This is a genomic window from Mycolicibacterium neworleansense (assembly GCF_001245615.1).
GTDB classification, from domain to species: domain Bacteria; phylum Actinomycetota; class Actinomycetes; order Mycobacteriales; family Mycobacteriaceae; genus Mycobacterium; species Mycobacterium neworleansense.
Map to the genome: position 1 here is coordinate 1,238,731 of NZ_CWKH01000002.1, position 13,284 is coordinate 1,252,014.

The following is a 13,284-nucleotide window of genomic DNA, read 5'->3' on the forward strand; positions in this document are numbered from 1 at the left end:
GGCTCAACTCACAATCCGAGAATGGTGGACGAGATGATGGTGCGCTGCACCTCGTTGCTACCACCGTAGATCGAGGTCTTGCGGTAGTTGAGGTAGTGCGGGGCGGCATGCTGAGCCCAGTCCGGTGAGGCGATATCGCCCGCCTCGTAGGGCAGCGCGTCGGCACCGGCGACCTCGACCAGCAGTTCGGTGGCGGTCTGCTGCAGCTGGCTGCCGCGCAGCTTCAGCACCGACGAGGCCGGGCTGGGCTTGCCGTCGGCGGAATCCGAGGTCACCCGCATCTGGGTGAGTTCCAGTGCCAGCACGTCGTTTTCGGCCTCGGCCAGGCGGGCGGCGAACAGCGGATCGGCCAGCAGGCCGTTGGCCGCGGCACGCTCCTTGACCTCGGCCAGGCGGACCTTGGTGCGGGCCACCTGGGCGATGCCGGTGCGCTCGTTGCCGAGCAGGAACTTCGCGTAGGTCCAGCCCTGGTTCTCCTCGCCGACGAGCTGGTCGGCGGGCACCCGGACGTCCTCGAAGAACACCTCGTTGACCTCGTAGCTGCCGTCGATCAACTTGATCGGGCGAAGCGTGACGCCGGGGGTGTTCATTTCGAACAGCAGGAACGAGATGCCGGCCTGCTTCTTGGGGGCCTGCGGGTCGGTACGCACCAGGCAGAAGATCCAGTCGGCGTGCTGGCCCAGCGTGGTCCAGGTCTTCTGGCCGTTGACCACGTAGCTGTCGCCGTCGCGAATCGCGGTGGTACGCAGCGAGGCCAGGTCGGAGCCGGCCTCGGGCTCGGAGAAGCCCTGGCACCACCAGATGTCGAGCGCCGCGGTCGGCGGCAGGAATCGCTCCTTGATCTCCTGCGAGCCGAACTCGGCGATCACCGGGCCGACCATCCGGGCGTTGAAGGTCAGCGGCTCCGGGACGCTGGCCAGCTGCATCTCGTCGAGCCAGATCTGGTGCTGGTTGGGCGTCCAGTCCTTGCCGCCCCACTCGACGGGCCAGTTGGGCACAGCCAGGCCGTGCTCATGAAGGATCTTGTGCGCCGTGATGATGCCGTCTTTGCCGATTGGCAGTCCGAGCCGGTTTCGTTCGCGCAGTTCCGCGGGGATCTTCGTGGTGTAGAAGGTGCGGAGTTCGTCGCGGAAGGCGGCTTCCTCCGGGGTGAGGGCTAGCTGCATGTCTGCACACTAAACCACCCGGTTGGTCGGGAGCCATGGCGGTCGGCAAGTCCGCCGTCGTCAGCGCACCAGCCGGCGCAGGAGTGCCGAGGCCGCCGCGATGCCCACCACAGCGGCCGCGACCAGCACGCCGATGTCCAGCGCCCAGTTGGTTCCGGTGCCGAGCAGCAGCCCGCGCAACGCGTTGACCTCGTAGCTGAGCGGGTTGACGGTGGACAGCCAGCGCAGCCAGGTCGGCATGATGTCGACGGGATAGAGCGCATTGGACGCGAAGAACAACGGCATGGTGATCGCCTGGCCGATGCCCATCAACCGGTCCCGCTTGCGCACCAGCCCGGCCAGCGTCATCGAAAGACAGGCGAAGAACGCCGCGCCCAGCGCCACGACGGCCATCGCGGCCAGGATGCGCAACGGATTGGTCGTCATCGCGATCCCCATCAGGTATGCCAGGGCCACCACCCCGAGCACCTGAACCACCGAGCGCACCCCGGCCGCGAACGCCTTGCCCGCCACCAGCGCCGAGGCCGGCGCCGGGGTCACCATGAGCTTGGCCAGGATGCCCGCATCGCGGTCCCAGATGATCTGGATGCCGTAGAAGATCGAGATGAACAGGGCCGATTGGGCGATGATGCCCGGCGCCAGAAACGCCAGGTAGGGCACATCTCCGGTGTCGACGAGGTGCAGCCGGCTGAACGTCTGGCCGAAGATCAACAACCACAGCGCCGGCTGCACCATGCGGGTGAACAACTCGGTGCGGTCATGGCGCAGCTTCTGCAGTTCGACGAGGGCGAAGGCCGACATGCGCCGGGCCATCGCGCGCACCCGGCGCATCCCGCGCGGCGCCAGGACCAGAGCATCAACCGACACGGCGCGCCGTCCTGCGGGTCGCACGCACCTCACGCACGCCGCCGGGCCGCTGCCCGGCATCGGCCAGGTCGGACCCGGCGTAGTGGCGGAAGACGTCCTCCAGCGAGGCGTCCTGGGCGTCGGTGGCCTTCAGCACTCGCTCTTTCAATTCCGACGGTGTCCCGACCGCCTGCAACCGCCCGTGGTGCATCAGGGCGACCCGGTCGCACAGCGCGTCGGCCTCGCCCATGTAGTGCGTGGTGAGCAGCACCGTCATGCCGAACTCGGCCTGCATCCGGCCGACCTGCGCCCAGACGCTGTCGCGGGCGATGGGATCCAGCCCGACCGTGGGCTCGTCGAGGATCAACAGCAGCGGGCGGTTGACCAGTGCCTGGGCCAGCTCGAGGCGGCGCACCATGCCCCCGGAGTAGGTGCCGGCCACGGCGCCGGCGACATCGAGCAGCTGCATCGACTCCAGCGCCTGGTCCACCCGCTCTCGGCGTTCGGCCCGCGGCACGTCGTACAGGCGCGCGAACAATTCGACGTTCTGCCGGCCCGTCAATGAGGCTTCGATCGAGAGTTGTTGCGGGACATAGCCGATGTTGTGCCGGATGTCCATGGTGCGGCCGGTGGCGTCAAGGCCGAAGATCCGTACCTCCCCCTGCTGTACCGGTGTGAGAGTGGTCAACACCCGCACCGCGGTGGTCTTGCCCGCTCCGTTCGGGCCGAGCAGGCCCATGGTCTCACCGCGATGGACCTGCAGGGTCAGATCGTCCACCGCGGTGAACGAGCCGTAGCGGTGGGTCAGGTGCCGGCAGTCGACGGCCGGGGTCTGCTGGATCATTCGTCCCCCTGTTCGGCTTCGTGCAGCAGCCGGGTCAGTTCGGTCATCACGTCCAATCCGTTTGCCAGGTCCGTGATCTGGCTGTCGTCGAGCTGTGCCAGCGCTGCCCCCAGCGCTGCCCGCCGAGCGGCCCGGGACTCGTCGGCGATCGCCTGCGCGGGCGGGGTGAGCCGCAGCCGGACCACCCGCCGATCGGCGTCGTCGACGGTTCTGCTCAGCAGTCCGTCGGCGACCAGTCGTGACACGAGCGTGGATGCGGTGTTGGGCACCAGACTGAGTTCGGCAGCCGATTCCCGCACCGAGATGTCGGGCCTGCGGCCGACCAGGCGCAGCAGTTCACCCTGTGACTGCGTCAATCCGGTGGCATCGAATCCGCCGCCGGTGGACCGGCGCAGTTGCCTGCGGAAGCGGCCGACGACGCTGAACAACTCGCTGATGAGATCGCGGTGGTCCGGCATGCACGCCACGATACCTCTGTAACAGAGGTATCTGCCCACGGACGGCGTCCGGTGAACATTGAATGAATCGATCGGGGTGTCGCGGCGATGCCGCTGAGAGGCCGCAGCCGTGGCCGCAGGGTAGTTGCCGCCGCTCTTCGGCTCGTACCCCCCAGCCCGCCCGGCCGGTGACATCGAACAAGCGCTCAATGTCTACTTAGGCGACCACGGCTGCTACATGCTCAAGGTACCAGACTTCCTGGTTAGGGCACGGACATCCGGCCGATGAGCAACTTCTCGAATTGACGTTCAATCTGATTCGGACTGCAGCACCAGGACGGCTCGCGCGTCCACGCTGACCGTGCCGCCGGCCGCTACCGCGTCGCGCGTGGAGTTTGCCGACGTGTTGATCGCCGGTGCCCATCGGGCCGCGAATTGTGCCGGAGGTACAACGAACTCGATCGGCTCGTCGTGCGCGTTGAAACACAGCAGGAACGAGTCGTCCACCACGCGCTGGCCCCGGACATCGGGATCGGCGATGCCTTGCCCGTTCAGGTACACCGCCACCGACTTGGCATATCCGGTCTCCCAGTCCTCGGCCGTCATGTCGGAGCCGTCGGGCGCGAACCAGGCGATGTCCGGTGTTCCCTCCGAACCCGCCTCGCGCACCGGCCGGCCGTCGAAGAACCTGCGGCGCCGGAACACCGGATGCGCGGCACGCAGCGCCGAAACCGAGCGGGTGAACTCGAGCAGGTCGACATCGGCTGTGGCCCAATCGATCCAGGAGATGTCGTTGTCCTGGCAGTAGACGTTGTTGTTCCCCTGCTGGGTCCGGCCCAGCTCGTCACCGTGCGACAGCATCGGAACACCTTGGGACAGCAGCAGCGTGGCCAGGAAGTTGCGCTGCTGGCGGGAGCGCAGCGTATTGACCGCCGGATCGTCCGACGGACCTTCGGCGCCACAGTTCCACGACTTGTTGTTGCTCTCGCCGTCGCGGTTGTCCTCGCCGTTGGCCTCATTGTGTTTTTCGTTGTAGGACACCAGGTCACGGAGGGTGAAACCGTCATGGGCGGTAACGAAGTTGATCGAGGCGAACGGGCGGCGGCCGGTCTGCTCATACAGATCGGCCGAACCGGTCAACCGGTAGGCGAACTCGTCGAGGGTGGCCGGCTCACCACGCCAGTAGTCGCGCACGGTGTCGCGGAACTTGCCGTTCCACTCGGTCCACAGCGGTGGAAAGTTGCCCACCTGGTAGCCGCCCGGCCCGACGTCCCATGGTTCGGCGATCAACTTGACCTGGCTGACGATCGGATCCTGTTGCACGAGTTCGAAAAACGCGCTCAGTCGATCCACGTCGTAGAACTCGCGGGCCAGGGTGGCGGCCAGGTCGAAGCGGAACCCGTCGACATGCATCTCGGTGACCCAGTAGCGCAACGAGTCCATGATCAGCTGCAGCGAGTGGGGATGGCCGACGTTGAGACTGTTTCCGGTACCGGTGTAGTCCATGTAGTACTGCTTGTCGTCGTCGACCAGCCGGTAGTAGGCGGCATTGTCGATCCCGCGCATCGACAGCGTCGGCCCCATGTGGTTGCCCTCGGCCGTGTGGTTGTAGACGACGTCGAGGATCACCTCGATGTCGTTGGCATGCAGGTCACGCACCATGGCCTTGAATTCCTGGACATGGCCCCCGGGGGTGCCGGCCGAACTGTAGCGGGGATCGGGTGCCAGGAACCCGATCGTGTTGTAACCCCAGTAGTTCGACAAGCCCTTCTCGACCAGGGTCGAGTCGTTCACGAAGTGATGCACCGGCATCAGCTCGATGGCGTTGACCCCCAAGGCTTTCAGATGCTCGATGATCACCGGGTGTGCCACGGCGGTGTAGGTTCCGCGTAGTTGCTCGGGGATGTCGGGATGGGTCTGGGTGAGGCCCTTGACGTGGGCCTCGTAGATGACGGTGTCGGCGTACTCGTGACTGGGCGGGTGATCGACACCCCAGTCGAAATACGGGTTGATCACCACGGCCTTCGGCATGCTGGCCGCCGAATCGTCGTCGTTGCGGCTGCCCGGATCGTCGAAGTTGTAGGAGAACAGCGGCTGGCCCCAATCGAAGGAACCCTCGATCGCCTTGGCGTACGGGTCCAGCACCAGCTTGTTGGGGTTGCACCGGTGGCCGGACGCCGGGTCGTACGGGCCGTGCACCCGGTAGCCGTAGCGCTGGCCCGGCTCGATCCCGGGAACGAAACCGTGCCAGACGAATCCATCCACCTCGGGCAGTGTCACCCGCGTCTCGTGCAGCACGCCGGACTCGTCGGGATCGAACAGGCACAACTCGACCCGCTCGGCGACCTCGCTGAACAACGCGAAGTTGGTTCCCGAACCGTCGTAGGTCGCACCGAGCGGATAGGCCTTGCCTCGCCACGTCTCCAAAGTCACAAATTCGACCTTACGGCGCTCGGGGGACTGCGGCCGGGCGAACGACCGGCGGTACGTTACGTGCTGTGACCACTCGCCCTGATCTGCCGGAGTACCGGACCCTGCGGGTCACCGTCGACAAGTCCGTCGCGATCATCGCGCTGGACCGTCCACAGCAACGCAACGCCTTCGGCGGCGGGATGCGCGAGGAACTGGCCGATGCCTACCGGCGCTGCGACGCCGCCGACGCGATCCGGGTGATCGTGCTGACCGGAGCCCCGCCCGCGTTCTGCGCGGGGGCCGACCTCGGCGCGGGGGATCAGACGTTCACCGAGCCCGGCGAGGAGTTCAGCGCCGCCGGGCTGGCCGTGCCGGCGTGGACGCTGGCCAAGCCGGTGATCGCCGCGGTCAACGGGCATGCCATCGGGATCGGCCTGACCCTCGCATTGCAATGCGACATCCGGTTTTTCGCCGCGGACGCGCGCTACGGCGTGGTGCAGGCCCGGCGCGGCATGGTAGGCGACGCCTACTCACACTGGGTTCTGCCGCGGCTGGTGGGTTTGGCCAATGCCGCGGAGATCCTGTTGTCCGGCGCCACATTCGACGGGCATCGTGCCGTCGCGCTCGGCCTGGGCAGCCGGGTGCTTCCGGCTGATCAGGTGTTGCCCGCCGCACTGGAACTCGCCCACGACATCGCGGTCAACACCGCGCCGATGTCGGTTGCCGCCAGCAAGCGGTTGCTGTGGGATTCCTACGACCTCGACCGGACCGGCGTCGGCGCCCGGGAAACCGAGATCCATCTGCGCCTGATGGCGCACGACGACGCGCGTGAAGGCGTACGTGCCTACGTCGAGCGCCGCGACCCCCGCTGGACCGGCCGGCCGGTCGACCCGACTAGCTGATTTCCGCCCCGGCGGAACGCAATTCGGCCAACGCCGCGGTGGAACTCTCGGCCGCGACGCCGGCGGTCAGGTCGGTCAGCACCCGGGTGCGCAGCCCGGCCCTGACCGCGTCGGCGGCGGTGGCGGCGACGCAGTAGTCGGTGGCGATGCCCACCACGTCCACCGCTTCGACACCCCGGCGGCGCAGCCAGTCTTCCAGCGTCGTCCCGGAGTCGTCGATGCCCTCGAACCCGCTGTAGGCCGCCGAATGATGGCCCTTTTTGAAGACCGCCTCGACCGCGGCCGGATCGAAATCGGGATGGAACGCCGCACCCGGCGTATCGGCCACGCAGTGCCGCGGCCACGAGGTCCGGTAGTCGGGGGTGTCGGAGAAATGATCGCCCGGATCGATATGGAAATCCTTGGTGGCCACCACATGGTCGTATCCGTGGCCGGAGGCCAGCAGGGCCGTCACGCCCCGCGCCACCGCCGCACCGCCCGCGACCGCCAGTGAGCCCCCCTCACAGAAATCGTTCTGCACGTCGACCACGATGAGTGCCCGAGTCGGCCTGGACATCTGCATGGTTCCGACGCTACCCGCCGAACAGCAGGTACAGCCCGGTGAAGGTGTAACCGACCATCACCAGCATGGTCGCCAGCTGGCCGGTGAGCTGATGCTGCTTCGGCAGCAGGCGCAGGGCTCGGTCGTGTGCCGCGATCACCCCGGCGACGTGGCCGGCCAGCACTAATCCGACCTTGAGAGTGGCCAGAAGTGTGGGGTGGGCCGACAGGACGTAGCTGACCTGGACGTCCTGGAGCCCGAACAGCAGGATCAGCGTCTGCTGGCCGCGCTCCACCAGATACGACAAGTAGTGCGCGAACACGTAGCCGATGACGATCGGGATGAGGGAATGCGCCATCAGCCCGGGCAACTCGCGTCGCAGCCGGCGATCGACGCCGCCGGTGGTGCGGGTGGCGGCCCAGAACGTGAGCGCCACCGTGCCGGCGAAGACCAGTAGGCCCGCGGTACGGATCAGGCTGGCGCCCAAGGGCGAACCCGAGTGCGCGTCGACGAAATTGCGCCACTGGGGCATCGCCGAAAAGCTGTCGAATGCCGTGGAGCCCAGCAGCACCGCCAGCACCGCGACGAGCCCCGGCCGCACCGGCACCGACGGCAGGTGGTCGAACGGGTTCCCGAGCACGAACCGGCCGTCATGGCGGCGCAACGGGGACAGCTTCGACACCGTGGTGCTGTACACCTCGAACGGATCGGCGCTCTCCAGCCACCGCGGCCCGCAGCACACCGCCCCGGCGAGCGTCACCACGAGGTAGACCAGCAGCCAGTTTCCAATGGCCGCAACCGATCCCGGGTCCGGGCTGGCCAGCTCGAGCCATACGAACGCGAACAATCCCGCGACGGCCGGCCAGTAGCCGAGACGTTCGGGGTAGCGCCGAAGCGGCGGTACGGGTAGGAACCGGTGCAGCGCGCGGACGGGGGAGATCAGCCGCCACACCGGGCCGAACAGCACGGAGGCCGCGACCAGCCCCACCCACAGCAGCACATAGAAGACACCCGGCAGCGGATTGGCATCCGCGGGCCGGGTGATCGCGGTGTAGGCCACCCACCCGGTGAACGCGAGCGAGAGCAGGCCCACGCCCCAGCGCGTCACGGCGGAGTCGATGGTCGCCGTCGCCCAGGGCGGCAGCGGCAGGCCCGGCTTGTCCGGATCGAACCGGGGCCGCCGCCAGGCCAGCGCCACCACCGCGAAGGTGAACGTCAGCGTCCACGCCGCGCCGATCAGCGCATAGGTGTAGGGGATGGGAAGATCGGTCGAACCGCCCAGACCATGGGCCAGTACCGCGGTCGACCCGGACGTCACTGCTGCACTTGCACGCTGGCGATCGTGCGGTTCAGCTGGTGCAGCTCGATGTCGACGGTGCCGGGCACGTCGACGGTGAACTGGAACTGCTGGCCGTTACGCGGCTCGATCTTGAAGCTGTGCTCGGGGTTGGAGTGCACGTGCAACTCGTCGGCGGCGTCGCTGTTGACGCGCACCACGATCGGCTCGCCGACCTTGCCCTGCAGCCGCTGATTGGTCGGGGTGACCTCGCCGCCCTTGATGGTGACGTCGATCCGCAGCCGGGTCGGTGCCTGCTGCTGGTTGGTCATGTCCGAGGGGTTGACCGTGGTCGCCGAGGGCGTGGCCGAACCGGCTGCGCCGTCGGTCTTCTGAGATTCGCCGGAACGGCCGCAACCGGCCGTCACCAGGGCGAGGGCGGACGCCAGGACGATGACACTGCTTCTGAGGTTGATCACGGTGAACCATCTTCGCCTGAGAGGTCCGCACCTTCATCTCGAACGTCGTCCTGGGGCTCGCCGCCGTCGTCCCCACGGCGGCGGTCCCGCATGGCGACATAGACGACGACACCCACCACGACGACCGCCGGGGCGAAGGCCGGCAACGCCAGCAGCAACGTGTGGTCGGCGAGGATCATGTGAGCTCGGCGGGTTCACGGCCCGCGGCCAGCTCTCTGGCATTGATCCGCCCCGCGCCCCAGGTCAGTCCGGCGATCAGGATCAACGTGCACACCAGGACCACCAGCGACGCCACGTTGTACAGCCAGGTCGGGTGATCGAGGTTGCGCTCGCGCTGCAGGATCGTGATCTCCTGCACGAACTCACGGGTGCTCGAGGAGAGCGCCGGCGTCTCGGCGGCCCCGATACCCGGATCGGCCGGCAGGAAGATCGGCACACCGGCCATCGTGGTGCCGTCCTGCACACGCAGCAGGGTCTTCCAACTACCGGACACCGGGATGGGCTGCGTCGAGCGGTAGTGGCCGGGGCCCACCTTCTCCAACCGGTCGATGATCAGGCCGCGATGGTTGGCCAGACCGCCTTGCCACGCCAGGATCGACACCCACTCCGGGTCGTCGCCGATCAGGCCGGCCGGGGTGATCTGGACATCGGCCGAGGCCATGCGGTGCCCGTTGTCGGCCGGTAGATCCGTCAAAGTGATGGTGGCACTGGCATTTTGCGGAACCTCGGTGCGCAGCCCGTTGGCCACGGCGCCGCCGATCACCAGCACGGTCGCCACCACGATGGAGATCCCCACCGCGGGCCGGGGCAGTGGCTGACCGGTGAGCACCAGCGCCAGCAGCGCGCCGCACAGGCCCATCGCGACGGCCACCGGGATTGCCATGGCCAGCGCCTCGCCCCACATGCTCATCGGCCACGGGTAGCGATACACCGCGCCGATCCACAACGATTCGAGCCACAGCCCGACGGTCGCCACGCCCAGACCGGCCACCGCACCAAAGAGGATGGGCCGCTTGACAAGCGGGGTAAGGGCGAGCAGCTCGACCACCAGTGCCGGACCGAGATAGAGCGCGAACCAGCTCGTCGGGGCACCGAACACCGGGCCGACGACGAAGGCCACAGCCCCGCGCAGAGCTATCGCGAACCCGGCGGCGATCAACGCCGCTCCCGGGCCCAGCACCAATCGAGCCGCGACCGCCGCCAGGGCGGCCGCACCCGCGATCATCATCGGCTGCAGCACCAGGCGGAACTGCTCGACACCGAAGTCGTATTCGATCTGGAACACCGACAGCCCGATGAACAGGCCGCCGAACGACAGGAAGTACAGGAATTTGTTGAACTTGCTGTCCTCGGCCATGCCTTCGGGGCCCATCGCGACCCTGCCCTCATGCTCCAGTAACAGCACGGCGATCAGCGACAGCCCCGCGCCACCGATGAGCATCAAATGGGTTGGGCCCCAGAGGGTCACATCCTGACCGAAGATGCGGTGCCAGATGTCGTCGAGGGGAAAGCCGATCAGGGCGTACAGCCCGCACAGCGCCATCAGCACACCGCCCACCGGGGCGTACCAGGTGCGGGTGATGCGGATGGCAGCCGGGCCGGGCTTGTCGTAGGGCAGCACGATCGCCATCGAGCCGGCGATGAAAAGCAGGAACAGCCCGATCAGGATGAAGTAGTGCGCCGGGTTGGCCAGCGGTCCGGCGTCGCGCCCCTTGCCGATGTGCAGGCTGACGTCCCAGATGAAACCGAAGAGCGCGCAGATGATGGTCGCGGTGAACAGGAATACCTGCAACGCCACCCATGGTGGCCGATGGAATTTGCGGCCCAGCCATTCGGCGAAGTTGTTCAGCCAGGTGATGCGCCGGTTGCGGTGCAGATAACCGATCCACAGGAGTGCGACCGTGACCACCAGGGCGACGACCGACATGCCGATCACCTGATCGAGTGCGGCACCACCGCCTTCGGTTCCGGCAGCCGCGGTGAGTGTGACATCGGATGAGCCCATCATGACCTCCGGTCAACTGACTGTGGTGTCGCTGTCTGATGTTGCCAGAAGCAGACGCCTCCAAACAGACCTTCCGTCAGCTCCACGGCGTCACGGGACGATCCATGCGCTCCCCGTCGACGAATACGTCGACCCGCTCGTCGAAGAAGCAGATGTGGTCACGCACCCGCACCGCGTCGATCAAGGGCTCGTGGTACGACCAGGCCAGGTCGGCGGGCCCACCGGCCAGCGAATAGTAGGTGGCCCGGCCCTTGTACGCGCAGTACGTGACGGTGTTGCTGACGACGAACTCGGCAGTCACGTCTTCGCGGGGAAGGTAGTGGCGGGTGGGCAGCCCGGTCTCGAATAACAGCATGGGACTGCAGGATTCGGCCAGCACCCGGCCGTCGAGTTCGATGCGGATACGCCGCCGGCTGCGCAGGATGTCGATCCGGTGGAACGGATCATGCGGATGCGCGACGATCGGCTCGTCCTCCTCGCGCCATTCGAAGGTCGCGAAGTCCAGGATCAGATAGTCGGCCAGCTCCGCATCGTCGGGCTGAAACGCCGCGGCGGCACCGGTCTCATCACCGGCGATGACGTCGAACGCGGTGCCCGGACAGGTGTGCGCGGTGAACGGCACCGACGGGTCGAGAAATCCGGGGATCTCGTCGTCGCCCACATCCCCGCCCGCCGGAACGAGTTGTGCCGTCAGCGCCGAGCGCGGCACCGCGTATGTCGGAACCACCCGGCGCGGCTCCCAGATCAGAACCGCCGCACCGGTATCGGCCACCGGCTCACCGCCCAGGCAGACCCGAATTCGTTTGGCAGTGGGCTGATATCGCAGGGCGCCCAGGTTGCTGCCCAGCAGATCAGCCATTTTCACCGCCATCAGGTCATTATCGACTCCGACGCGGTGGCTGTCTGCTACTTGACGTCGACGTAGACCGTGCGCGTGGTGACGGCACTGAGCGTGTCGGTGCGGCTGAAGTTCGGCCCGGGCCGTACCGCGACGACCGAAGCCTGCTCCAGAGGTGATGAGCCGAGGCGGTTGACGATCACCGTATAGCCCTGGGACTGAAGCTGTCTGATGGTCTGCTCGGCGTTGCTGGGCCCGTTGGGTGCGGCCGAGGCCACCCCCGCCGAACCGACGATGGCCGCCACCGCAACGCCCAGCGCCGCGGAGACGATCCGAGAGTTTCCGATGGTGTTTCGCACTGGAGTGTCCTTACTTCCGATAGTCGCTTACGCTGCCATGTACCGGTAAGAACCGGCAGCTCAGAAGCTTTAGTTCCGATGGCAGAAATTGATCGATGCAATGACCGGATCTGTGTGAAGCCAGCGAAACTGGCGGCCCTACGGCTACGGCAGCGCGACGGGATCACCTGTGGTCCGACGGTCGCCGTGGTGGCCGGCGCGATCCTGGATCACACGTATCGCGCGGAGTTGCTGACCGCCGACGGCGAGACCTGGTTCGCCGCGGAACAAGGCCGAATTCACGCTGCCGTCAACCGGATTTGGCCGCGCCAACTCGGAACCACACCCGCCGGGATGGCCCGCGCGCTGACCGAACACAGCGCCAAACGCGGGGTGACGTACCGGTGGCGACGTTTCCGCGGCGCCCGTGATTCGCTGACGGAGGTGCGCGGCGCCGTCGCCGCGGGCTGGCCGGTGGCGATGTTGATCGGCGAGCGCGGTATCCCGCGGCACTGGGTGCTGCTGATCGGCGCAGACCAAGATGTCGTGGAGTGCTACGAACCGTCGTCGGGCAAGGTGCTGCCCGTCGAGATCGAGGCAGTGCGCGGCGCGCGGCTGACCGGCCTGGGTTTCCCACGGCCCTTCGCCTTTGTCCTACCGTCGAACCATGGCCCGAAAGTATGCGACCGCTGACACCGTAGGGATCGACGAACTTCTGGACTTCGTGCGCCCCCGGCACCACATGGTGCTGACCACGTTCCGTGCCGACGGCTCGCTGCAGGCCTCGCCGGTGACCGGTGGGGTGGACCAGCACGGCCGCATCGTGATCGCGAGCTATCCGCAGCGCGCCAAGGCGGCCAACCTGCGCCGCACTCCCCGGGCCAGCGTGACGGTGTTGTCCGAGGAATTCGACGGGCCCTACGTACAGGTCGACGGGGACGCCGAGGTGATCGGCCTGCCCGACGCGGTGGAACCGCTCGTCGATTACTTCCGCGCGGTCGCCGGTGAACACCCGGACTGGGATGAATACCGGCAGGCGATGGTGGACCAGGGCAAGTGCCTGATCCGGATCACGCCGACCCGATGGGGTCCGGTAGCCACCGGGGGCTTTCCTCCGGCGTAGACGCCGGCCGACGCGTTGCGTTGACTAGCAGGTCAAACTATAGTCTGGACACATGTCCAGAGGGTTCGGAGTCGACG

The 13,284-nt window shown here is 67.2% G+C and carries 15 protein-coding genes; 3 read left to right on the forward strand and 12 right to left on the reverse strand.

All coding sequences use genetic code 11. The annotated features are described in order from the left end of the window. Positions 1-8 precede the first annotated feature (8 nt). The 5 genes from BN2156_RS21575 to glgX all read right to left on the reverse strand — a co-directional run bounded on the left by BN2156_RS21575 (position 9) and on the right by glgX (position 5,720). Positions 9-1,166 (reverse strand): acyl-CoA dehydrogenase family protein, encoded by a 1,158-nt coding sequence (locus tag BN2156_RS21575; protein WP_090516947.1) that lies wholly within the window; start codon positions 1,164-1,166, stop codon positions 9-11. A gap of 60 nt (positions 1,167-1,226) precedes the next feature. Further along, the gene (locus tag BN2156_RS21580) at positions 1,227-1,979 is read right to left on the reverse strand and encodes an ABC transporter permease (RefSeq protein ID WP_162490942.1); all 753 of its coding nucleotides are present in this window, start codon (positions 1,977-1,979) and stop codon (positions 1,227-1,229) included. 43 nt (positions 1,980-2,022) lie between these two features. Next, positions 2,023-2,856 carry an ATP-binding cassette domain-containing protein gene (locus tag BN2156_RS21585; protein ID WP_090516948.1) on the reverse strand — a complete coding sequence of 278 codons (834 nt, stop codon included), beginning with the start codon at positions 2,854-2,856 and terminating at the stop codon, positions 2,023-2,025. Continuing rightward, positions 2,853-3,314 (reverse strand): MarR family winged helix-turn-helix transcriptional regulator, encoded by a 462-nt coding sequence (locus BN2156_RS21590; RefSeq protein WP_090516949.1) that lies wholly within the window; start codon positions 3,312-3,314, stop codon positions 2,853-2,855. Before BN2156_RS21590 ends, BN2156_RS21585 begins: the two co-directional genes overlap by 4 nt. A gap of 288 nt (positions 3,315-3,602) precedes the next feature. Further along, the gene (glgX, locus tag BN2156_RS21595) at positions 3,603-5,720 is read right to left on the reverse strand and encodes a glycogen debranching protein GlgX (RefSeq protein ID WP_090517554.1); all 2,118 of its coding nucleotides are present in this window, start codon (positions 5,718-5,720) and stop codon (positions 3,603-3,605) included. A 71-nt stretch (positions 5,721-5,791) separates the two neighbouring features. Between glgX and BN2156_RS21600 the strand changes: the two genes are divergently transcribed. After that, the gene (locus BN2156_RS21600) at positions 5,792-6,607 is read left to right on the forward strand and encodes an enoyl-CoA hydratase/isomerase family protein (protein ID WP_090516950.1); all 816 of its coding nucleotides are present in this window, start codon (positions 5,792-5,794) and stop codon (positions 6,605-6,607) included. On the opposite strand, the gene BN2156_RS21605 is transcribed toward BN2156_RS21600, so the two are convergent. From BN2156_RS21605 to BN2156_RS21635, 7 genes are all read right to left on the reverse strand, one after another. Then, complete coding sequence (locus BN2156_RS21605) at positions 6,600-7,163, reverse strand: isochorismatase family protein (protein WP_090517555.1); 564 nt, start codon at positions 7,161-7,163, stop codon at positions 6,600-6,602. The two genes, BN2156_RS21600 and BN2156_RS21605, sit on opposite strands and share 8 nt — an antisense overlap. Before the next feature lie 16 nt (positions 7,164-7,179). Next, positions 7,180-8,466, reverse strand: a complete 1,287-nt coding sequence (locus BN2156_RS21610; protein ID WP_090516951.1) for a hypothetical protein — start codon at positions 8,464-8,466, stop codon at positions 7,180-7,182. Beyond that, positions 8,463-8,903 carry a hypothetical protein gene (locus tag BN2156_RS21615; protein WP_090516952.1) on the reverse strand — a complete coding sequence of 147 codons (441 nt, stop codon included), beginning with the start codon at positions 8,901-8,903 and terminating at the stop codon, positions 8,463-8,465. Before BN2156_RS21615 ends, BN2156_RS21610 begins: the two co-directional genes overlap by 4 nt. Then, the gene (locus BN2156_RS21620; protein WP_090516953.1) at positions 8,900-9,082 is read right to left on the reverse strand and encodes a hypothetical protein; all 183 of its coding nucleotides are present in this window, start codon (positions 9,080-9,082) and stop codon (positions 8,900-8,902) included. Before BN2156_RS21620 ends, BN2156_RS21615 begins: the two co-directional genes overlap by 4 nt. Beyond that, positions 9,079-10,908, reverse strand: coding sequence for a hypothetical protein (locus BN2156_RS21625; RefSeq protein WP_162839241.1), 1,830 nt, complete (start codon positions 10,906-10,908; stop codon positions 9,079-9,081). Before BN2156_RS21625 ends, BN2156_RS21620 begins: the two co-directional genes overlap by 4 nt. A 76-nt stretch (positions 10,909-10,984) precedes the next feature. Continuing rightward, on the reverse strand, positions 10,985-11,779 hold the full coding sequence (locus tag BN2156_RS21630) for a DUF427 domain-containing protein (protein ID WP_090516955.1): 795 nt from the start codon (positions 11,777-11,779) through the stop codon (positions 10,985-10,987). Positions 11,780-11,814: 35 nt separating this feature from the next. Beyond that, positions 11,815-12,078: a hypothetical protein gene (locus tag BN2156_RS21635; RefSeq protein ID WP_090517556.1), complete on the reverse strand. Its 264-nt coding sequence runs from the start codon at positions 12,076-12,078 to the stop codon at positions 11,815-11,817. A 141-nt stretch (positions 12,079-12,219) separates the two neighbouring features. Between BN2156_RS21635 and BN2156_RS21640 the strand changes: the two genes are divergently transcribed. Together BN2156_RS21640 and BN2156_RS21645 are read left to right on the forward strand one after the other, a co-directional pair. Beyond that, a complete protein-coding gene (locus BN2156_RS21640) occupies positions 12,220-12,777 on the forward strand; it encodes a cysteine peptidase family C39 domain-containing protein (RefSeq protein ID WP_090516956.1) in 558 nt (185 codons plus the stop codon). Continuing rightward, positions 12,752-13,207: a PPOX class F420-dependent oxidoreductase gene (locus BN2156_RS21645; protein WP_090516957.1), complete on the forward strand. Its 456-nt coding sequence runs from the start codon at positions 12,752-12,754 to the stop codon at positions 13,205-13,207. The genes BN2156_RS21640 and BN2156_RS21645 overlap by 26 nt, the downstream gene beginning before the upstream one ends. Positions 13,208-13,284: the final 77 nt, after the last annotated feature.